This window comes from Burkholderia sp. 22PA0106, assembly GCF_047497155.1.
Classification (GTDB): Bacteria; Pseudomonadota; Gammaproteobacteria; order Burkholderiales; family Burkholderiaceae; genus Burkholderia.
Window position 1 is genome coordinate 2,787,393 of the sequence record NZ_CP163162.1, and the last position, 21,365, is coordinate 2,808,757.

Below are 21,365 nucleotides of genomic sequence, written 5' to 3' on the forward strand. Positions count from 1 at the left end.
AGCCGCGAGGGCGCATCGCGATGAGCGCCGCGCCCGAACTCTGGCTGAACCCGCTGCTGGCGGCGCTGCATGACGGCCAGGTCGCGCTCGGCGGGCTGGCCGACGCGCTCGGCCTGGCCGGCCGCAGCCACGGCCAGGCCGCCTGGCCGTGGAGCCGGCGCGTCGCCACCGAAACGCTGGCGATCGATCGCGGGCTCGCGCGCGAGGTGGGTTTCGCGCTGATCGCGAGCACGCTGGCCCTGCTGCTCGCGCTGGCCGCGCTGCTGTGGCGCCGCGCACGCTGGCCGTTGGCCGCCTGCGCGCTGGCCGCCGCGTGGTTCGCGCCGTGGCCGCCCGCCGCGCTGTGGCTCACGCCGGCCGCGCCCACCAGTTTCCAGGCCTCGCCGGTCGCATTCTCGATCGCCACCACGCTGCACGGCGCGCAGGTCTATGCGCAGCACTGCATCGCCTGCCACGGTGCGAGCGGGCGCGGCGATGGCCCGCAAGCCGATGCGCTGCCGGTGTGGCCGCCCACCGTGGCCGGGCCGCTGCTCGCGCGCCGGCTCGACGGCGAACTGTTCTGGCACGTCGCGGCCGGCATGCGCGAGCGCGACGGCCACACCACCATGCCGGCGTTCGCGGGCCGGCTCGACGATCGCGACATCTGGGCCGCGCTCGATTACCTGCGCGTGCTGTCCGCCGCCGGCGGCAGCGAAAGCGGCGCGGGCTGGCCGGTGCCGCTGCCGATCCCCGCGCTCGATGTGCGATGCGCCGACGGCGCCACGCAAACGCTCTCGCATTGGCGCAGCGGCCAGCGCGTGCGGATCGTCGCGCTCGATGCCGGCGCCGTGCCGCCGTTCGAGGATGCCCGCTGGCAAACGCTGCTGCTCACGCGCGACAGCCGCCCGCCCGCGCAGGTTCCGGCCGACGGCCCGCGCGCCACCTGCACGGCGGTCACGACCGGCGCGTGGACGATTTTCTCGACCATCGCCGACCGGCCTGCCGCCGCGTTCGCGGGTGCGGAGCTGATCGCCGATCGCGGCGGCTGGCTGCGCGCGGCGGCCGCGCCCGGCGCGCGCTGGTCCGACGCAAACCTGATGTGCGGCGTCGAAGCCGATCGCGAACGCGCGGCGGCGGCACGCAATGGGGCATCGGGCAACCCGGCCAATGCACCGGGCGGTATCGACACGCTGCTCGCGCGCATCGATGCGGAACCCGTGTCGAACATTCAGGGTGGCTATCCGCATTGACTGCCGCACCGCTCGCCTGACCGGCGGCCGCGGCCCCACCGTTTTCCGATATCCCGTTCATCGACAAGGACTCCAACCCATGACCCAGGCTCATTCGCGCAGCCGACGACGCTTCCTGCAATCGACCGGCGCGGCCGCCGGGCTGGCCGCCCTGCCCGCGTTCGGCACGCTGGCCTTCGCGCAGGGCGGCCCGCGCGTCACGCTGAAGGCCGGCGACCAGAAGGGCGGCCTGCGCGCGCTGCTCGAAGCGGCCAGTGCGCTGAACGGCCTGCCCTACGACATCGAGTGGACCGAATTCCCGGCCGCCGCACCGCTCGGCGAGGCGCTGAACGCCGGCGCCGTCGACCTCGGCCCGATCGGCGACGCGCCGCTGATCTTCGCGCTGTCGGGCGGCGCACGCGTGAAGGCGATCGCGGCCAACCGTTCGGATCCCTACGGAACCGCCGTGATGGTCGCGCCGGACGCGACGCTGCATACGGCCGCCGATCTGAAGGGCAAGCGGATCGGCACCACGCGCGGCTCGATCGGCCATTACGTGGCGCTGAAGGCGCTCGATGCGGCCGGCCTGCCGCCCACGGCCGTCGATTTCCGCTTCCTGCAGCCGGCCGACACGATGCTGGCGTTGAGCACCGGCTCGATCGACGCCTGGGCAACCTGGGAACCGTACACGGCGCTGGCCGAAACCAGCCATCGCGCGCGCGTGCTGGTCAATGGGCGCGGGCTGTCGTCGGGCCTGAGCTACGTGGCCGCGACCGATGCGGCGATCGCCGCGAAGCGCCCGGTACTGCACGACTTCGTGCAACGCGTGGCGCGCGCGCAGGTGTGGTCGTACCAGCACGCCGACGCGTTCTCGGCCACGCTCGCGCGCATCATCGGCATTTCGGAGGCGGCGGCGAGGCTCCAGTTCGAGCGCCGCAAGACGCAGTGGCTGCCGATCGAAGCACCGCTGATCGCCGAGCAGCAGGCCACCGCCGATTTCTATCGCAAGGTCGGCCTGCTGCGGCAGCCGCTGGACGTCACACCCACGTTCGACCGCAGCTTCCCGCTCGGCGCAGCCTGAGCACCACACGCGGCAAGGCAACTCGCAGCGCGGGCGATCTGGCAGAATCCCGCTTTACGATCCGCCCTGCGCGCCGCGCGCCACCGCCATGCCGACCCTCAGCGAACTGTTCATCTATCCGATCAAATCCTGCGCGGGCATCTCGCTCGTGCGCGCCCGCCTGCTCGAAAGCGGCCTCGAACACGATCGCGGCTGGATGGTGGTCGAGCCGTCGGGCGCGATGATCACGCAGCGCGAGCACGCCAAACTGGCGCTGGTGCGCGTGACGATCGGCGAGGATACGCTCGCGATCGACGCGCCCGGCATGCCGACGCTGCACACGCCGCTCGACGCGCACGCGCTCGATGGCGCACCCACGCTGGCCGTCACGATCTGGCGCAACACCGTGCAGGCGCTCGATACGGGCGAGGCCACGGCGCAATGGTTCGGCGCGTATCTGGGCGTGCCGGCGCGGCTCGTGCGCTTCTCGCCCGAGGTGCGCCGCGAGGTCAACCGCCAGTGGACCAGCGAGATCGTCACGCACACGCAGTTCGCCGACGGCTTCCCGGTGATGGTGGTCGGCCAAGCCTCGCTCGACGACCTCAACACGCGGCTCGGCCAGCGCGGCGTGCCGTCGGTCGGCATGGACCGTTTCCGTCCGAACCTCGTGATCTCGGGGCTGGAAGCGTATGAAGAAGACTACGTCGAGCATCTCGACATCGAGAGTGAAGCCGGCACGATCCGGCTGCGGCTCGTGAAGCTGTGCACGCGCTGCCCGATTCCGGCCATCGATCAACAGCTCGGCGGCCCGAACCCGGCCCATCCGTACGAACCGCTCGACACCATGAGCACCTACCGAGGCAGCGCGCAATTCGACGGCGAACTGACGTTCGGCAAGCACGCGGTGCTGGCCGGCGCGGGCGTGGGCGTGCTCGAAGTGGGCCAGACGCTCGATGCGGAGATCGGCTTCGACGCCTGACGCACGCCGCGCGTTCGGCAACATTCAGCCGCGCGCGGCCTCCGTGTCCTCCGGCGCGCCGGGCAGCCTGACCGTCACCGTCAGGCCGCCGCCCGGCGTATCGCCCAGCTCGATCGCGCCATCGTGCACGCGCACGATCTCGCGCACGATCGACAGCCCCAATCCCGAGCCTTCCACCGATTCGGTGGCCGAGCTGCGATAGAAGCGCTCGAACACCGCGTCGCGCTCGTGCGCGGCGACGCCCGGCCCGTCGTCGATCACGGCAAGCCGCGCGCCGTGCCCACCCTCCGCATCGCGCCCCACCCGCACCGTCACCACCGCGCCGTCGCCCGCATAGCGGATCGCGTTGTCGACCAGGTTGCCGATCAGGTCGGTCAGCAGGTCCGCGCGCGCGATCACGTCGACGTCGGCCTCGTGCTCGAAGCCCAGGTCGATGCCACGCGCACGCGCCACCGGCGACCAGTCGAGCGTGGCGCTGCGCGCGAGCCGGTGCAAGGGCACGCGCCGCCGCTCGATGGCAGCGGCCCCGTCCGATTCGAGCCGCGACAGCGACAGCAACTGCTGGACGATCTTCGCCGCCTGCCGCACCGCGCCGTTCGCGCGCCGCAGGTGATCGGCGGCGCGCGCCGCTTCGGCGGGCCGCTGCGCGAGTTCGACGCCGGCCTGCACGGCCGCGAGCGGCGTCTTCAACTGATGCGCGGCATCGGTGAAGAAACGCCGCCGCGCCCCCTGCATGCGCTGGGTGCGCGCGATGTACTGGTTGATCGATTCGACGAGCGGCGCGATTTCGGCCGGCATGCCGTCGGCCGGCAGCGGCGACGGGTCGTCGTCGGCACGCGCCGCCACCGTGGCCGACAGCCGCGACAGCGGCCGCAATCCGCGCGACACGCCGAACCACACGATGCCGAGCGCGAGCACGATCAGCAGCGCTTCCTGTTTCAGCGAGCCGGTCAGGATTTCACGCGCGAGCGCCTGCCGCGCCTCGATCGTCTCGCCCACCATCACCAGCACCATGCGCGTCTGCGCAGTGGGCACGTCGTGCACCGGCAGGCGCAGCGCGGCCATGCGCAACTGCTCGCCGCGATACACCGCGTCGTAGAACGTCGCGCGAAACGGCTCGGCCGAAAGCGGCGGCTGCGGCAGGTCGGCATAGCCGGTCACGGTGCGCCCGCCGTCCTCGCGGATCTGGTAATAGATCTTGCCGCCGTCGTTCGATTCGAACATCTCCAGGGCCAGGTACGGCAGGTCGACGATCACGTCGCCCTGATCGAGCCGCACGCCCTCGCGAATCGATTTCAGCGACGAGGCCAGCGTGCGGTCGAACGCGATATGCGCCGCGCTCATCGCGCGCTGGTAGGTCAGCCAGGAATCGAGCACCAGCAGGCCGAGCAGCGGCACGAGCAGCCACAGCGCCACCTGCATGCGCAGGTTCAGGCGCCTCACGATGCGCCGCCCGCGCCCGGGCTGGCTTCGTCATCCTTCGCTTCGAGCAGATAGCCGAGCCCGCGCAGCGTGACGATCGCCACCCCGCGCCCTTCGAGCTTCCTGCGCAGCCGGTATACGTAGATCTCGATCGCATCGGCGTTGACCGATTCGTCGATGCCGAAGATCTTCTCGGACAGCGCTTCCTTGTTGATCGCGCGGCCGTTGCGCAGGATCAGCACCTCCAGCACGGCGCGCTCGCGCGGGGTGAGCGCGAGCGGTTCGCCGGCCAGCCGGAAGCCGCCGCCGACGCCATCGAATTCGAGCGGCCCGCATGCGATGCGCGCCTGCTCGTGGCCGGCGCTGCGCCGGATCAGCGCGCGCACCCGCGCTTCCAGCTCGGTGAGATCGAACGGCTTGGCGAGGTAGTCGTCGGCGCCGAGGTTCAGCCCGCGCACGCGATCCTCGACCGAGCCGTGCGCGGTCAGGATCAGCACCGGCGCCGCGTTGCGCCGCGCCCGCATGCGCCGCAGCACCTCCAGCCCGTCGAGCTTCGGCAGCCCGAGATCGAGGATCACGAGCGCGTAATCCTGAGTGCGCAGCACGTGGTCGGCGGCCTCGCCGTCGGCCATCCGATCGACCGTGTAGCGCGCGGCCGACAGCGCGTCGGACAGCGACTGCGCGAGGGAGGGATTGTCTTCGACCAGCAGCACGCGCATGACGACCTCGGGAAATCCATGACGAAACGGACGCTATTGTGGCCCGAAACGAAAGCAGACTGAAAGTACCTGACGCTTACGATCCGCTCCACACAAACAAACATCGTCCCGCCCGTCGGCGGGCATCTGGAGGAAGACATGCTGCATGCAAAGTCCGGCGCAATGGCCACGCTCACCGCTTTCACCGCGCTCGCCCTGGCGTCGGCGCTCGCCGCGAGCAACGCCGCCGCGCAGGCGCCGGCCGGCTATCCGGGTAACTACCAGGGCGTGATCGACGCGGCCAGACAGGAAGGCAAGCTGATCGTCTACTCGACCACCGACACCAGCCTGGTGCGCCCGCTGATCAAGGATTTCGAAAGCCTGTACGGCGTCAAGGTCGAATACAACGACATGAACAGCACCGAGCTGTACAACCGCTACATCAGCGAGAACGCGGCGAAGAGCACCAGCGCCGACGTGCTGTGGAGCTCGGCCATGGATCTCCAGGTCAAGCTCGTCAACGACGGCCTGATGGCCGCCTACGATTCGCCCGAAGCCGCCAACATCCCCGCCTGGGCGCACTACCAGCGCCAGGCCTACGGCACCACGTTCGAGCCGCTCGCGATCGTCTACAACAAGCGCCTGATCGCCGAGAACGAAGTGCCGAAGACGCGCGCCGAACTGATCAAGCTGCTGCAATCGCAGCCCGAGCGCTTCAAGGGCAAGGTCACGACCTACGACATCGAGAAATCGGGCGTGGGCTTCAACTACCTGACGCAGGACGCGCACGTCAACGAAACCGTCACCTGGGACCTGGTGCGCGCGATCGGCGCGACCGGGCCGAAGCTGCAATCGAGCACCGGCGCGATGATGGAGCGGATCTCGTCGGGCGAGAACCTGATCGGCTACAACATCATCGGTTCGTATGCCTACGCAAAGGCGAAGAAGGACAAATCGATCGGCTATGTGCTGCCGCGCGACTACACGCAGGTCGTGAGCCGGCTCGCCACCATCTCGAAGCAGGCGAAGAACCCGAACGCGGCGCGGCTGTGGGTGGATTACCTGCTCTCGCAGCGCGGCCAGACGCTGATCGCGAACCAGGCCAACCTGTATTCGATCCGCTCCGACGTCACGGGCGAAACCTCGATGACGGCGCTGACCCAGACGCTCGGCGCCTCGCTCAAGCCGATCCAGATCGGCGCGGGCCTGCTGGTCTATCTCGACCAGGCCAAGCGCCTCGCGTTCCTCAAGCAATGGCAGGCCGCGATCAAGCGCTGATTCATGCGCTCGAGCCGCGCCGGGCCTGACACAGCGGCCCGGCCGCCCTGCCCGGTGCGCGTTCGCGCGCACGCTCCCCTTCCCACTCTCGATGCGGCCCGCGCGGCCGCAGGGGCGAACTCATGCTCACCACCAGTCCTCCCGGCGCCGCGAAGGCCGCGCCACCCCCGCGCCCCGGCGTGGGCACGCCCGCCCCGCACGGCGGCGGCCTGAAGCCGCTGGCCGGCGTGCTGCGCTGGATCGTCGTCGCGGTGCTGACCGTGGCGGTGGCGCTGCCGCTCGGCTTCATCCTGTTCCAGAGCCTGCTGTCGGCGCCGTTCTTCGATGCGAACCGCACGCTCGGCATCGACGGCTTCCGCTTCATCTTCAGTGATCCTGATTTCTGGTCGGCCACCCGCAACTCGTTCGTGATCGCGGGCGGCATGCTGTTCATCTCGATCCCGCTCGGCGGCATCCTCGCGTTCCTGATGGTGCGCACCGATCTGCCCGGCCGCCGCTGGCTCGAGCCGCTGCTGCTCACGCCGGTGTTCGTCTCGCCGATGGTGCTGGCGTTCGGCTACGTGGTGGCGGCCGGCCCGGTGGGCTTCTACTCGGTGTGGTTCAAGCAACTGACCGGCTTCGACACGGTGCCGTGGCACATCTATTCGATCGCGGCCATCACGCTGATCGTGGGCCTCACGCACGTGCCGCACGTGTATCTGTACGCATCGGCGGCGCTGCGCAACCTCGGCTCGGACGTCGAGGAAGCGGCCCGCGTGGCGGGCGCGCGGCCGTTCCGCGTGGCGCTCGACGTGAGCCTGCCGATGACGCTGCCGGCGCTGCTGTTCGCGGGCGTGCTGGTGTTCTTCCTCGGCTTCGAGGTGTTCGGCCTGCCGCTCGTGCTCGGCGATCCGGAAGGGCACCTGGTGCTGGCCACCTACCTCTACAAGCTGACCAACAAGCTCGGCGTGCCGTCGTATCACCTGATGGCGGCGGTGGCGATCTGCATCGTGGCGATCACGTTCCCGCTCGTGCTGCTGCAACGCCGGCTGCTGAAGAGCGCGAACCGCTTCGTCACGGTGAAGGGCAAGGCCGGCCGCTCGACGGTGCTGCCGCTCGGCGGCTGGCGCTGGCTCGCGCTCGCGATCGTGATGCTGTGGCTCGCGCTGACGGTGGTGGTGCCGATCTCGGGCATCGTGCTGCGCGCGTTCGTGACGAACTGGGGCGAGGGCGTGGCGCTGGCCGAGGTGCTGACGCTCGGCAACTTCGTCGAGCTGTTCGATCAGGACAACCTGGTGCGCGCGATCCTCAACACGCTCGGCATCGGCGTGATCGGCGGTGCGCTGGCGGTGGGCTTCTACACGCTGGTCGCATTCGCGGGCCACCGCCGCAACGACTGGGCCACGCGCCTGCTCGACTACATGGTGCTGCTGCCGCGCGCGGTGCCGGGGCTGCTGGCCGGCCTCGCGTTCCTGTGGATCTTCCTGTTCGTGCCGGGGCTGCGCGAGTTGAAGAACTCGATGTGGAGCATCTGGATCGCCTACACGGTGGTGTGGCTCGCGTACGGCATGCGGCTGATCCAGAGCGCGCTGATGCAGGTCGGCCCCGAACTGGAGGAAGCCGGCCGCAGCGTGGGCGCGAGCCGCGCGCGCGTCTCGCTCGACGTGACGCTGCCGCTGGTGCGCTTCGGCCTGCTGGCCGCGTGGCTGCTGATCTTCATGATCTTCGAGCGCGAATATTCCACGGCCGTCTATCTGCTGTCGCCCGGCACCGAGGTGATCGGCGCGCTGCTCGTCTCGCTGTGGGCCACGGGCGCGGTCGATCAGGTGGCCGCCCTGTCCGTCATCAACATCGCCATGGTCGGCGCCGGTCTCGGCGTGGCCCTGCGTTTCGGAGTCAAACTTCATGGATAAGCTCTGCGTCGACAACCTGTTTCTCAGCTACGGCGCCAATCCGATTCTCAAGGGCGTGTCGTTCGAACTGAAGGCCGGCGAGGTGGTGTGCCTGCTCGGCGCGTCGGGCAGCGGCAAGACCACGCTGCTGCGCGCGGTGGCCGGCCTCGAACAGCCGCACGACGGCCGCATCGCGCTCGATGCGCGCACCTTCTTCGACGGCGCGCGCGGCGTCAACCTGCCGGTGGAGGAACGCTCGCTCGGGCTGGTGTTCCAGTCCTACGCGCTGTGGCCGCACCGCACGGTGGCCGATAACGTCGGCTACGGGCTGAAGCTGCGCCGCGTGGCGGGCGCGGAGATCAGGCAACGCGTGCAGGCCGCGCTCGATCAGCTCGGCCTCGGCCATCTCGCCGCGCGCTATCCGCATCAGTTGTCGGGCGGCCAGCAGCAGCGCGTCGCGATCGCCCGCGCGCTGGTCTACAACCCGCCCGTGATCCTGCTCGACGAGCCGCTCTCGAACCTCGACGCGAAACTGCGCGAAGAGGCGCGCGCGTGGCTGCGCGAGCTGATCGTCTCGCTCGGGCTGTCGGCGCTTTGCGTCACGCACGATCAGGCCGAGGCGATGGCGATGTCGGACCGAATCCTGCTGCTGCGCAACGGCCGCATCGAGCAGGAAGGCACGCCGGCCGAGCTGTACGGCGCGCCGCGCTCGCTCTACACCGCCGAATTCATGGGCAGCAACAACCGCATCGAGGCGCGCGTCGATGCGGTGGCCGGCGACACCGTCACGCTGGCCGGCGACGGCTGGCAACTGCAGGCGCTCGCGCGCGACACGCTCACGCCGGGCCAGCAGGCGCAGGCGGTGATCCGCCTCGAACGCGTGCAGGTGGCCGACGCGCCCGGCGCGAACCGGCTGCGTGCGGAGCTGGTGACGTCGATGTACCTGGGCGACCGCTGGGAATACCTGTTCCATTGCGGCGAGCTGCGCCTGCGCGCGTTCGGCCAGGTGCCGCGCGCGGCCGGCCCGCACTGGCTGGAATTCCCGGCCAACGATTGCTGGGCGTTTTCAGCGGCGGGCTGAGTCAGGGCGAATTGGGCTGGTTGCGGTTGGTCGGCGTTGATCGCTTCGATCACGGCAGCCGCCCAATCGCCCTTCGCGCCCGCCACCGCTGCACACCCGGCAGCGGCGATCGCTCCAATTTCATCGCAGTCCTTATCAAACCCATAACACCACGACACTGGAGACACGCCGTCATGAAACCGATTCACCGCCCCGCCCTGCCGCGCCCGGCGCTGGCCGCCTCGCTCGCCGCCACGTTGGCTGTGCTGGCCCCCGCCGCGCACGCCGTTTCGTCCGTCACGCTCTACGGCATCATGGACGCGGGCCTCGAATACACCAGCCACGCCGGGCCGCAAGGCGGCGACGCGTTCAAGCTGCGTTCGGGCACGAAGAACACCTCGCGCTGGGGCCTGCGCGGCAGCGAGGATCTCGGCGGCGGCCTGCAGGCCGTGTTCCGGCTCGAAAGCGGCATCGACATCGCCAACGGCAGCTTCGACGACGGCCCCGACGGCATCTTCGCGCGCCGCGCCACGGTGGGCCTGAAGGGCAAGTGGGGCGAGCTGACGCTCGGCCGCAACTTCACCGTGACCTACGACTATCTGCTGCCGTTCGACCCGATGGGCTATGCGCAGAACTATTCGTGGGCCACCAGTTCGACCGCTACCGGCAACCGCAAGGACGGCCTGTTCACGCGCGCCTCGAACGCGGTGCGCTACGACGGCGAACTGGGCGACTTTCGCTTCGGCGCGATGGTGGGCCTCGGCAACACGCCGGGCAGCGTGAAATCCAGCTCGAAATACGGCGTGGCCGGCGGCTACGAGCACGGCCCGTTCGCGGCGGTGGTCACGTTCGACCGCCAGAACGGCGCGAACGACAGCGTGAGCCCGGCCGATCCGGTCAACTACGCACAGCAGATCCACGCGGGCCTCAGCTACGACTTCGGCAAGCTCAAGACCATGGCCGGCTACCGCAACTATCGTCGCACCCTGCACGCCGCAGGCGCCACGCAATTGAGCGACACCTACTGGATCGGCGGTGCGTATCAGTTCACGCCCACCTTCTCGCTGATCGGCGCGGTCTATCACCAGGACCTCAAGGGCGGCACCGACGCCGACCCGACGCTGGTTTCGCTGCGCGCCAACTACGCGCTGTCGAAGCGCACGGTGCTGTACGCATCGGGCGGCTTCGCGATCGCGAAACACGGGCAGAACACCAGCGTCTCGCGCGACCTGGTGGGCTACGCGGGCAACCAGGTCGGCGCGACGGTGGGCATCCAGCAGCGCTTCTGACGCATCGCGCGTGCGGGCCTGCGCCAGCACGAACGTTCGCACACTCGACGGCGGCCTTCACGGCCGCCGCTTTTTTTCCAAATCCGCAAAACCGACATCGCAAGTACATCTAATGAAATTTAACAATGTTGCGTGCAAAATGCTTAATTCATTCATGTTTTCGCTTGCAACGACTGCCAAATTTCCACAAATCAGATTGCATAGGACACATTTCGTCCTGTTAAGATTGTTACCTCGCTTGCAACACCAGAATCGATTTACATGACTCGCACGATTGACCATCGCAATCTGACGATGCTGCTGCTCGAAGCCCGTGAAACGCTGATGGGCCGCTTCCGACCCATCCTCAAGGAAGTGTCGCTGACCGAGCAGCAATGGCGGATCATCCGCCTTCTCGATGGCGAGCCGAAGGGCGAGCTCGAAGCCGGGCAGATCGCCAGGCGCTGCTGCATTCTCAGCCCCAGCCTGACCGGCGTGCTCGAACGGCTCGAACGCGACGGTTTGATCACACGAATGCGCTCGACCGAAGATCAGCGCCGCCTGCTGGTCGCGCTGACCGAACGCAGCCGCCAACTCGTGCGCAAGATCGCGCCGCGCATCGACGACCAATACCGCCAACTCGAACTGCAACTCGGCACCGACACCCTGCGCGACGTGTATACCGCGCTCGACCGCCTGCTGACGATCGGCACGCCGAACTGAGCGGCGCCGCTTCCCGAACTGCCGCGTCACTCTCATCACGCACTGCCCGCCGATTCGTCAGGAGAGCCGAGCATTACTCTCGGTATCGCGGCGTACTGAGCAGACATCGCACCTCTCGATCGGTTCGTTCTCCCCATCATTTGCACGCAACCGCCGCGCAACGCACGCGACGATGCAGGCAACCTATGGCGGCCGCCTTCCCGTTGCGGCAATTTCATCGGGCGCCTACCTTGCGTTTAGCTGAATGGACCCTAGACTGTTTACTCCATTCCCAAAGCACGCGATCCAGGAGACGACCCTCATGCGCCTCACGATTCGAATCAACGGAAGCAGTCAAACCACGCACCAGTCATCGTTCGCGGTTCTCTGGGTCGACACGGACGAGCAGCTCTGGTCGCGCGAGGCGCATCAGGGCATCGATCTGCCGCGCTGGGGGAAGGTCAGGCATGTGGAAGGCGCGGTCGCGCTGTGCGCGGCCGACGGTGGCGAGGCGCTGTGCCAGTTGCAGGGGCTGTCGATCGATCAGGTGATCGGCAGCTCGTCGGCTGGCGGGCGCGGCGACGCGCAGCTCGGCGGGCAATCGGCGCGCGGCGCCTGGCACCTGCAAGCGGTCGAACGCTGCGCCACGCAAGCCGAAAATCGCGGCTTCACGACCGTCGTCTGATCGCTTCGCGCATCGTCTCGCACGCCCGGCTTTGCACCGGGCGTCGTCAAATCGCCTCGCACGACCGCCTTCCCTCAAGCTTTCACGTCATGCAAACCCGAGCGCATCGCGCCAGGTTTCGACTCCTGCTTCGCCACCCTCCGCCAGCCCGGGCTTACCCTCGGTCATCGCACGTCCGGCAAGGCTCGCGCCCCCGGCTCCACATTGCACGCTGCCGTTGCAGCATCGCGCGCAAATCCCGCAAACGTTTCGCCGCACGCAACCTCGACGTTACGTCTGACGTTACGCGCCCGTAACGCCCGGGGGCTTGCTACGTAACAAACCTTCAGTGCGTAACGACGTGACACGCCGGCCCACCCGGCCGCCCCCCTCGTCGCATCAAGATTCCTCTTTCAAATCAGTCGCTTACTAAAATTTGTCGAGCATCACTGCTAAACACGGCGGCGCTGGCCTGGATTTTGCAGAGTAAGAGGTGTTCCGCTCCGGGGCCTATCAGACGAATTGCGAGGACCATCATGGATTGCAAATATCTGTACATCGACAACATAAAAATCAACTTCATCCGCCGCGCGATCGAGATCGACGGCCAGACGCTCGACATGACGCCGCGCGAGTTCGACGTGGTCGAATTCCTGCTCGACAACATGAACAAGATCGTGCCGCGCCAGGCGATTCAGGAAGCGGTGTGGGGCCGCGAACTGGGCGTGTCGTCGCGTACGCTCGATACGCATATCTCGCGCATCCGCTCGAAGCTCAAGCTCGACTGCGACAAGAACATGCGGATCATCCCGATCTACTCGATCGGCTATCGCATGGTGCTGTTCGGTGCCGCAATGACGCACGTGGAGCCGCACGACGAACCGACGCTGCGCCGCAGCCCGCAACCGGGCGTGCCCGCCACGTCGCACGCATTCGCGTAAGCGAACGCGAGGCGGCGTACCCGGCGCGAGCCGGGCGCGCCGCCGGCTCGCGCCGCATGAGAGAGCGGTTCCCGCGCGTCACCGCGGGCGAGACGAAATCGACGGCGAATTCCGCCGTTTCGCAACGGTGGTTGCGCTCGCAACCACCTTCCCCAACGCTGCGCCGCCGCGCAAACGTTACGCTGCCGCCCGACGCGTCGATCGGCTACTGGCCGTAACGGTCGAGCAGCTTTTCCGTCACGCCGTTGGTCCAGCCGAAGCCGTCCTGCAGCGGATATTCGCCGCCACCGCCGCCGCCCACGCCGGTTCCCTCGACCACGTATTTCTCGACGAGCTTGCCCTCGCCGCCATACACGCCCTTCACGCCTTTCAGGAAGCGCTGGCCGATGTCGTCGGCGAGATCGCGTTCGCCGTAGCGCGACAGCCCTTCCACCGCGATCCACTGCAGCGGCGCCCAGCCGTTCGGCGCGTCCCATTGCTGGCCGGTGTTGCGGGTGGTGGTGGCCAGCCCACCCGGCTGCACGAGCGTGTCGCGCACGTGCTGCGACGTCTCGATCGCGTGCTCGGGCGTGGCCACGCCGGCATACAGCGGATACAACGCCGCGGCGGTCAGGTCGTCGCGCGGCTTGCCGAGCTGCCAGTCGTAGTCGCCGTAATAGCCGCTGGCGTTCCAGAGCCAGTGGTTGATCGCGGCGTCGCGGCGCGCGGCGCGCGCGGAAAAATCGGCCACGCAGGCCGCGTCGTGCGTGACCGTGCAGCCCGTCACGATGGTTTTTTCGAGGTGATACATGAGGCTGTTCAGATCGACCGGCACGATCGCGGTGGTGCGGATCGTCGACAGCGTCTTGCCGTCGCCGAGCCAGCGCGAGCTGAAATCCCAGCCGCTTTCGGCGCCCGCGCGCAGGTCGCGCCAGACATCGGGCGCCGGGCGGCCGGCCGCTTCGTGCGCGGTCTGCACGTCTTCCAGATACGACTCGTCGCGCGGCGTGGCGCTCGCGTCCCAGTAGCGGTTCAGGATCGCGCCGTCGGGCATCGCCACCACGTGCGCGTTCGCGCTGCCGCGCGCGGTGCCGTTCTCGCCGCGCATCCAGTACGCGTATTCCTTGCGCAGTTCGGGCAGGTACTTCTGGTAGACACCTTTACCTTCCTTGCTCGCGGCCAGCTCGACCATGTACGCGAAGAACGGCGGCTGCGAGCGGCTTGCATAGTAGGTGCGGTTGCCGTTCGGCACGTGCCCTACCGTATCGATCAGGTGAGCGAAATTTTCGAGCATGTCGTCGACCAGATCCTCGTGGCCGGCTTCCTGCAGGCCCAGCATCGTGAAATAGCTGTCCCAGTAGTAGCCCTCGCGGAAGCGCCCGCCCGGCACCACGTACGGCTTCGGCAGCGGGATCATCGAGCCGTAGCGCGGCGCGATGTCGGTGGTGCGTGTCAGGCGCGGCCACAGCCAGTCGATGTGCGCGCGCAGCGTCTGATGCGCGGGCGGCGTGACGACCTGATCGACGGGCGGCTTGAAGTGCTGCGTGACGAACGCCCGCAGCGAGAAGCCCGGACTGTCCTTCTGCTGCGCGTAGAGCCGCATGATGGTGGCCGGATCGGCATCGGGCGTCGAATCGACGAAGGTCTTCTGGTCGGGGTAGATCTGCTGGCTCTGCACGGCCGTGAACAGCTCGCCGTAGAGCTGGCTCGGCGGCTGCAGTTCGGGCGCGGCGGCCTCGGGCGGGTTGGCGGCGGCCGTCGACGACGCGCCGCCGGCGGGCGCCGCCGCGCCCTGCGAGGTTTGCATGTCGGTACACGCGGGCAGCGCGAGGCACGCAGCGGCCATCACGCAAACGGCGCCGGCGCGATGGCGCCAGTCCAGCGAGGGGAGCGACTCGTGTCGCGATGGGGTATCTGCCATCGTCGTTCCTTTTTCTTGTCTGTCCGGACTCCCGATGATGCCCGCTGCGCTCCGAGCGCGCGCCGGCCGCGCCGGGCATGCCGCCCCCGTTTTGCGCGTCATGCCCCTCCGGCCGGTGATGCAGTGCAGCAGGGCTAGCACATCGCGTGCCGCGCCGGCATGGGCCGCCGCGTTCACGCCCCCGCATTTCGTTTCGCATGCAACGATGCCGACGGCCGCCCGCACTGCCGCCGCACGCCGCGACGTAAGCGGCCCGATCGGCGGCGATGCGCGCCAATGCGTCCAGTTGGCCGCGCGGAAGCGGTTCCACTAACGCCGGCACCGGGTTCGATGCAATAATGGCCGCTTTGCCGCGCGCCGATTCCCCATGCCGCTCGCAGTCCATCCCTTCATCGCACCGCTGATCGTCGCTTGCGCGTTGTTCATGGAAACGGTGGACGCCAACATCATCGTCACCGCCTTGCCGGCGATGGCGCACGCCTTCGGTCACAGCCCCGTCACGCTCAATATCGCGATCACCGCCTACGTGGTGGGCCTCGGCGTGTTCATTCCGATCTGCGGCTGGCTGGCCGACCGCTACGGCGCGCGCACGGTGTTTCGCACTGCGATCGGCATCTTCGTGGCGGGCTCGGTGATGTGCGCGGCCTCCACCAACCTCGAGATGTTCACGTTCGCGCGCTTCGTGCAGGGCGTGGGCGGCGCGATGATGGTGCCGGTGGGCCGCATCATCATCTTCCGTGCCGTGCCGCGCTCGGACCTGATCCGCGCGATGAACTACCTGACCGTGCCCGCACTGTTCGGCCCGGCATTGGGTCCGCTGCTCGGCGGCTTCCTGACCACCTACCTGCACTGGCGCCTGATCTTCTTCATCAATGTGCCGGTCGGCATCTACGGCATCTACCTCGCCAACAAGTACATCGCGAACACGCACGAGGCGAACCCCGGCCCGCTCGACTGGCTCGGCTTCCTGCTGTCGGCGGCCGGTGCGGCGCTGCTGCTGATGGGGCTGACGATGCTCGACGGCTCGTTGCTCAGCCCGCGCGACGCGTTCCTGATGAGCGTGGCCGGCGCGCTGCTGCTCGGCATCTACGTGCTCCACGCGCGGCGCGCCACGCTGCCGGTGCTGGAGCTGCGCTTCCTCAAGATTCCTACCTATCACGCGAGCGTGGTGGGCGGCTCGCTGTTCCGCATCGGGCTCGGCGCGGTGCCGTTTCTGCTGCCGCTGACGCTGCAGGAAGGGCTCGGCATGAGCGCGTTCGAATCGGGGCTGATCACCTGCGCGTCGGCCGTGGGCGGCACCGTTTCGCGGCTGCTGTCGCAACGGCTGCTGCGCCGCTACGGGTTCCGCAAGGTGTTGATGGTGAACGCCGCGCTGGCCGGCCTCGCGATCATCATGTACGGCACGTTCCATCCGGGCATGGCCGTGTGGGTGATCTGGGTGATCGTGCTGATCGGCGGGATCTTCCCGGCGCTGCAGTTCACCAGCCTGAACTCGGTGATCTACGCCGAAATGTCGCCGCGCGATATCGGCCGCGCCACCAGCCTCGGCAGCGTGGTCCAGCAGATGTCGCTGGGCCTCGGCGTGACGGTGGCCGGCCTCGTGCTGCACATGTCGGCGGCGCTGCGCGGCCACCCCACGGTGCAGTGGTCGGATTTCTGGCCCGCGTTCCTGGTGGTGGGGCTGTGCTCGTTCGCGTCGATTCCGATCACGCGGCGCCTCGCGCCGAATGCCGGCGACGAGATCGCGCGCGGCAAGCGCGGGTGATCGGGCGGGCCTTTCGTTCGTCCAGCGCTACCCTTCGAAGGGGTTCAACACGCGAGCGCCTGTGCCGGTGAAATCTTCGACGTTCCGCGTCACCACGGTCAGGTCGTGAATCAACGCGGTTGCGGCGATCAACTTGTCCAACGCATGCTCCGGGTGGGGGACACGCAAGCGCCCCCACAATTGCCCGACTTCCTCGTCTGCGGCCAGAATGTTCTGGTCAAACTCCTGGAGTATGCCAACGAGCCACTTTTCGAGTCGCGTTGCCTGCGCCTTGTCACCACGGTGACGAATAATCTCCACCCCTCGCCGCAGTTCACCAATCGTTACGATCGAAAGATACAAATCGACATCGTCCTGTGCCGCCTTGCGGAAGAAGGCCGTCACGCCTTTGTCCGCTCGATCTCGCTTCCGAACCTCGCTGATGACGTTGGTGTCAACCAAATACATTCGGCGCCTCTCCATCATCCACGCGCGCGAAATCGGCATCGGTGCCGACGTTCGGGATACTCATCAACACTTCGGCGAAGGTTTTGCGCTGCGGCGCGCGCAGCGCCTTTGCCAAGATCTCGCGATGCTCGGCTTCCGCGCTGCGTCCGTGCGCTGCGGCGCGCTCGCGCAGGCTTTGGACAAGCCCATCATCCACATTTCTAACCAGTAGATTTGCCATGATCTGCTCCGCACCTTAAATGCTATCAATGATAGCATTCGGAGCGTGAAGTGCAAGCATTGATAGCACAGCCCGGGGCCACTCGATCAAGCACGCCCCGCGCGATCGAGGTCATCTCTGCATGCAGAGGGTGGCTTGGAGCGGCTGCGCCTTGGGATCCTCAGCCGGAGTGGTGGTAGCGCCATGTCGTGCGGCGAGCCGATACGCGAGGTAGTCGTCAGTAGCCCGGCAGAGCTCGCGAATTTCCTCGGACAAAGCGGGGCAGGCCTGGCAACGGCAGCCCCAACCCACCACACATCATTCACGCGCCCAAAAGAAATCGGCGGACATCCACGTCGGCCCGAAGGCCGGGCAGATGCCCGCGCGAATTAATTCTCCGGGTTCGGCGACGAATCGCGTTGCCCGGATTCGCTCCCTGCGTGCCATGGACATATGTGCGTCGGGAGCAAAACCTGTGACGATCAGTTGTCACGGCGTGGAAACAACTATAGGGAAACTCGCCGCGCCGATGTGTCAACGATTGTGATAAGTGTGGCCGAATCGTGTCATGACCGGCTCAGGCTGCACGGAACATCGGTGTTCCGTCGATCTCGCGGGTCCGCTGCCTGACCCGATACCCAATGCGCAGCACCATCGCGCACGCCCGGCGAAGCACCGGGAATCGCGCTAGAGTGACCTTCCGTTCGCTCCCTGCCCCGCTCGTCCGTGTCGCCCATCCTCTCCCTCAACACCGCCCGTTCGCTGCATCTCGCCGCGCAAGGCCTGCTCGCGCCGCCGCGCCGCAAGGCCGTGAAGGCCGACGTGCTCGACGCCATCCGCCGCATGGCGCAACTGCAGATCGACACGATCCACGTGGTCGCGCGCAGCCCCTATCTCGTGCTGTTCAGCCGGCTCGGCCCTTACGAGCAGCGCTGGCTCGACGAGCATCTGGCCGAGGCGAGCCTGTTCGAATACTGGTCGCACGAGGCCTGCTTCCTGCCGATCGAGAGCTTCGGGCTGATGCGTCACAAGATGCTGAACCCGGTCGGCATGGGCTGGAAATACGCGTCGGCATGGCACGACACGCATCGCGACGCGATCGACACGCTGCTCGCGCAAGTGCGCATGGGCGGCCCGGTGCGCTCGTCCGATTTCGTTCGCGAGGACGGCGCGAAGGGCGCGGGCTGGTGGGACTGGAAGCCCGAGAAGCGCCACCTGGAGGTGCTGTTCTCGACCGGCCAGTTGATGGTGGCGGCGCGTCAGAATTTCCAGCGCGTCTACGACGTGCTCGAACGCGTGCTGCCGCATTGGGACGACGCGCGCGACCTGCCCTCGCGCGAACAGGTGCTGCCGCAACTGCTGGAGCAGACCTGCCGTGCGCTCGGCATCGTGCGCGCCGATTGGGTGGCCGATTACTATCGGCTGCCGAAGCGCGCCTATCGCGACGAGCTGCACGCGCTGGCCGATGCCGGCGAACTGCTGCCGGTCGCGGTCGAAGGCTGGAAGGAGCAGGCGTTCGTGCATCGCGAGCTGGCCGACCTGCTGGCGCGCGCCGACGACGGCACGCTGCGCCCCTCGGTCACCACGCTGCTCTCGCCGTTCGATCCGGTGGTGTGGGATCGCCGCCGCGCGTCGACGCTATTCGGCTTCGACTACACGATCGAGTGCTATACGCCCGCCGCCAAACGCCGCTACGGCTACTTCTGCCTGCCGATCCTGCATCGCGGCAGGCTGATCGGGCGCGTCGACGCCAAGGCGCATCGCGCGCAGGGCGTGTTCGAACTGAAGGCGGTGCATCTGGAGCCGGACGTGCGGCTCGGCGCGGGGATGATCGGCGACGTGGTGCGCGCGGTGCGCAAGCTCGCCGACTGGCACGGCACGCCGGAATTGGCGGTGGGTGTTGCGCCGCGCGAATTGAAGGCGGCGTTGCTGGCGCGCTGAACGCCGCCGCCGCGATCGAGACGATCGACGCGGCAGCGTCGTGCGTCAGCCCTGCTTCAGCGCGCGAAAGCGCGGCGTGCCGTCGGCCAGCGATTCGTTGAACATCGTCTCGGGCCGCACCCACAGGCCGCGCGCATGCGGCCACAGGTGTTCGTAGACGACCACCGATTCCTCGGTTTCGGAATGGCGCGCGACGCCGACCACGCGATAGAGGCCGCCCTTGTAATGGCGGTGGGTCGCAAGTTGTTCGGCTTCCTGCTCGGTCATGACGGTGCTCCGCAAAATCGAAAGCGCGTATTGTAGGCGCGCCGCGCTGCCGGAGCGATTTCGGCATCGCACCGCCATCCACATGGGCATAGCTCGATGCACGGCGGCGTACATCGGCGCGCCTCAACACACGGCGGCGTGCCTCAACGCACCGCGGCAATAATATCGGCCGCCGCCGCAGTCAACTTCTTCGCGTACGGCACGTGAAGAAATTCGTTCGGCCCGTGCGCGTTCGACTTCGGCCCGAGCACGCCGCACACCATGAATTGCGCCTTCGGGAAGCCGGCCTGCAACACGTTCATCAACGGGATCGTGCCGCCGAGGCCCATGTACGCGCAGTCGGCGCCGAAGTGGCGGCGCGACGCGGCATCGAGCGAATCGGCCAGCCACGGCGCGAGCTCGGGCGCATTCCAGCCGGTGGCTGCGCCCGGGTCCGGGCGGAACGTGACCTTGGCGTTGTAGGGCGCGTCGAGTTCGAGCAGGCGCTTCAGTTCCTGCACGGCCTGCACTGCATCGACCAGCGGCGGCAGCCGCAGCGACAGCTTGAACACCGTCTTCGGACGCAACACGTTGCCCGCGTTCTCCAGCGGCGGCAGGCCGGCCGCGCCGGTCACGGCCAGCGACGGCCGCCACGTCGAATTGAGCAGCGCCTCGCGCGGATCGGTGGTGGTCGGCAGCACCGGGCGGCCGTCCTGGCCGCAGGCCCAGGGCAGACCCTTCCACACCAGATCGCCGAGAATGCCGGCCGCCGCATCGGTCTCGCGCAGCCGGCTCACGGGCACTTCGCAATGGAACACCTGCGGCAGCAGGTTGCCGGTGGCCGCATCCTCGAGCCGCTCGAACAGTTGCCGCATGATGCGGAAGCTCGACGGCGCGATGCCGCCGAACACGCCCGAATGCAGGCCCTCGTCGAGCACTTCCACCTGCAGGTCGCCCGACACCAGCCCGCGCAACGAGGTGGTCAGCCAGAGCTGATCGTAATTGCCCGCGCCCGAATCGAGACACACCACCAGGCCGACCTGCCCGAGCCGCTCGCGCAGCACATCCACGTAGGGCAGCAAATCGTAGCTGCCCGATTCCTCGCAGGTTTCGATCAGGCCGACGCAGCGCGGCCGCTCGATGCCCTGCGCGTCGAGCGCGGCCAGCGCGGTCAGGCTCGCGTAGATCGCGTAGCCGTCGTCGGCGCCGCCACGGCCGTAGAGCTTGCCGCCCTCGTACTTCGGCGTCCACGGGCCGAGGTCGGCGCGCCAGCCGTCGAATTCGGGTTGCTTGTCGAGATGGCCGTAGAGCAGGATCGTGTCGCGGGTACCCGAGCGCGTGGCCGGCGCGTCGAAAAAGATCACCGGCGTGCGGCCCGGCAGGCGCACGATCTCCACCGTCAGCCCGCGCACCGGTTGCCGCTCGGCCCAGCGCGCGGCATCCACCACCACGCGTTCGAGCAGGCCGTGCGCATCCCAGGCGGGATCGAATGCGGGGCTCTTGGCGGGGATCGCGATGTAGTCGGTCAGTTGATGAATGATCTCGTCATTCCATTTGCGTTCGATGAAATCGTCGAGGCGATCGTGATCGATGGCGGTATCGGCGGCAGTCGTCATGGTCGTGAGGGAAACCGGTGGGGACGAAAGTGTCGATGATAGCGCCGATGGGGTGGTGCGCGGCGGAGGCGGGCGCCACGAAAGCCGGCGAGCACGGCCG

General features: G+C 68.0%; 19 protein-coding genes. 12 read left to right on the plus strand and 7 right to left on the minus strand.

Going from position 1 to position 21,365, the window contains the following annotated elements:
* The first annotated feature begins 20 nt into the window (after positions 1 to 20).
* From AB4850_RS11985 to AB4850_RS11995, 3 genes are all read left to right on the plus strand, one after another.
* Positions 21 to 1,229 carry a c-type cytochrome gene (locus AB4850_RS11985; RefSeq protein ID WP_414440019.1) on the plus strand — a complete coding sequence of 403 codons (1,209 nt, stop codon included), beginning with the start codon at positions 21 to 23 and terminating at the stop codon, positions 1,227 to 1,229.
* Between the two features lie 79 nt (positions 1,230 to 1,308).
* Positions 1,309 to 2,289 (plus strand): ABC transporter substrate-binding protein, encoded by a 981-nt coding sequence (locus tag AB4850_RS11990; RefSeq protein WP_414440020.1) that lies wholly within the window; start codon positions 1,309 to 1,311, stop codon positions 2,287 to 2,289.
* Between the two features lie 88 nt (positions 2,290 to 2,377).
* Positions 2,378 to 3,247 (plus strand): MOSC domain-containing protein, encoded by an 870-nt coding sequence (locus AB4850_RS11995; protein ID WP_414440021.1) that lies wholly within the window; start codon positions 2,378 to 2,380, stop codon positions 3,245 to 3,247.
* Positions 3,248 to 3,271: 24 nt separating this feature from the next.
* On the opposite strand, the gene AB4850_RS12000 is transcribed toward AB4850_RS11995, so the two are convergent.
* Both AB4850_RS12000 and AB4850_RS12005 read right to left on the minus strand, forming a co-directional pair.
* On the minus strand, positions 3,272 to 4,690 hold the full coding sequence (locus AB4850_RS12000) for a sensor histidine kinase N-terminal domain-containing protein (protein ID WP_414440022.1): 1,419 nt from the start codon (positions 4,688 to 4,690) through the stop codon (positions 3,272 to 3,274).
* On the minus strand, positions 4,687 to 5,388 hold the full coding sequence (locus AB4850_RS12005; protein ID WP_414440023.1) for a response regulator: 702 nt from the start codon (positions 5,386 to 5,388) through the stop codon (positions 4,687 to 4,689). The genes AB4850_RS12000 and AB4850_RS12005 overlap by 4 nt, the downstream gene beginning before the upstream one ends.
* 138 nt (positions 5,389 to 5,526) lie before the next feature.
* Between AB4850_RS12005 and AB4850_RS12010 the strand changes: the two genes are divergently transcribed.
* The 7 genes from AB4850_RS12010 to AB4850_RS12040 all read left to right on the plus strand — a co-directional run bounded on the left by AB4850_RS12010 (position 5,527) and on the right by AB4850_RS12040 (position 13,151).
* Positions 5,527 to 6,645, plus strand: coding sequence for an ABC transporter substrate-binding protein (locus AB4850_RS12010; RefSeq protein WP_414440024.1), 1,119 nt, complete (start codon positions 5,527 to 5,529; stop codon positions 6,643 to 6,645).
* A gap of 122 nt (positions 6,646 to 6,767) precedes the next feature.
* The gene (locus tag AB4850_RS12015; protein WP_414440025.1) at positions 6,768 to 8,537 is read left to right on the plus strand and encodes an ABC transporter permease; all 1,770 of its coding nucleotides are present in this window, start codon (positions 6,768 to 6,770) and stop codon (positions 8,535 to 8,537) included.
* Entirely contained in the window at positions 8,530 to 9,597 is a 1,068-nt protein-coding gene (locus AB4850_RS12020; RefSeq protein ID WP_414440026.1) for an ABC transporter ATP-binding protein, read from the plus strand. Before AB4850_RS12015 ends, AB4850_RS12020 begins: the two co-directional genes overlap by 8 nt.
* 173 nt (positions 9,598 to 9,770) lie before the next feature.
* Entirely contained in the window at positions 9,771 to 10,865 is a 1,095-nt protein-coding gene (locus tag AB4850_RS12025) for a porin (RefSeq protein ID WP_414440027.1), read from the plus strand.
* Between the two features lie 261 nt (positions 10,866 to 11,126).
* Positions 11,127 to 11,567, plus strand: a complete 441-nt coding sequence (gene hpaR / locus AB4850_RS12030) for a homoprotocatechuate degradation operon regulator HpaR (protein WP_414440028.1) — start codon at positions 11,127 to 11,129, stop codon at positions 11,565 to 11,567.
* Between the two features lie 301 nt (positions 11,568 to 11,868).
* Positions 11,869 to 12,231, plus strand: coding sequence for a DUF3564 family protein (locus AB4850_RS12035; RefSeq protein ID WP_414440029.1), 363 nt, complete (start codon positions 11,869 to 11,871; stop codon positions 12,229 to 12,231).
* Between the two features lie 515 nt (positions 12,232 to 12,746).
* Positions 12,747 to 13,151 (plus strand): winged helix-turn-helix domain-containing protein, encoded by a 405-nt coding sequence (locus tag AB4850_RS12040; protein WP_414440030.1) that lies wholly within the window; start codon positions 12,747 to 12,749, stop codon positions 13,149 to 13,151.
* 205 nt (positions 13,152 to 13,356) lie between these two features.
* Here the strand turns inward: AB4850_RS12040 and treA are convergent, their stop codons facing one another.
* On the minus strand, positions 13,357 to 15,051 hold the full coding sequence (treA, locus tag AB4850_RS12045) for an alpha,alpha-trehalase TreA (RefSeq protein WP_414440031.1): 1,695 nt from the start codon (positions 15,049 to 15,051) through the stop codon (positions 13,357 to 13,359).
* A gap of 367 nt (positions 15,052 to 15,418) precedes the next feature.
* Between treA and AB4850_RS12050 the strand changes: the two genes are divergently transcribed.
* Positions 15,419 to 16,816 carry an MFS transporter gene (locus AB4850_RS12050; RefSeq protein ID WP_414440032.1) on the plus strand — a complete coding sequence of 466 codons (1,398 nt, stop codon included), beginning with the start codon at positions 15,419 to 15,421 and terminating at the stop codon, positions 16,814 to 16,816.
* Between the two features lie 27 nt (positions 16,817 to 16,843).
* On the opposite strand, the gene AB4850_RS12055 is transcribed toward AB4850_RS12050, so the two are convergent.
* Complete coding sequence (locus AB4850_RS12055; protein WP_414440033.1) at positions 16,844 to 17,263, minus strand: type II toxin-antitoxin system VapC family toxin; 420 nt, start codon at positions 17,261 to 17,263, stop codon at positions 16,844 to 16,846.
* Positions 17,250 to 17,483, minus strand: coding sequence for a FitA-like ribbon-helix-helix domain-containing protein (locus AB4850_RS12060; RefSeq protein ID WP_414440034.1), 234 nt, complete (start codon positions 17,481 to 17,483; stop codon positions 17,250 to 17,252). The genes AB4850_RS12055 and AB4850_RS12060 overlap by 14 nt, the downstream gene beginning before the upstream one ends.
* A 705-nt stretch (positions 17,484 to 18,188) precedes the next feature.
* Between AB4850_RS12060 and AB4850_RS12065 the strand changes: the two genes are divergently transcribed.
* Positions 18,189 to 19,403, plus strand: coding sequence for a winged helix-turn-helix domain-containing protein (locus AB4850_RS12065; protein ID WP_414440035.1), 1,215 nt, complete (start codon positions 18,189 to 18,191; stop codon positions 19,401 to 19,403).
* Positions 19,404 to 19,448: 45 nt separating this feature from the next.
* Here the strand turns inward: AB4850_RS12065 and AB4850_RS12070 are convergent, their stop codons facing one another.
* A complete protein-coding gene (locus AB4850_RS12070) occupies positions 19,449 to 19,670 on the minus strand; it encodes a DUF1653 domain-containing protein (RefSeq protein WP_414440036.1) in 222 nt (73 codons plus the stop codon).
* A gap of 143 nt (positions 19,671 to 19,813) precedes the next feature.
* Positions 19,814 to 21,265, minus strand: a complete 1,452-nt coding sequence (locus AB4850_RS12075) for a M20/M25/M40 family metallo-hydrolase (RefSeq protein WP_414440037.1) — start codon at positions 21,263 to 21,265, stop codon at positions 19,814 to 19,816.
* Positions 21,266 to 21,365: the final 100 nt, after the last annotated feature.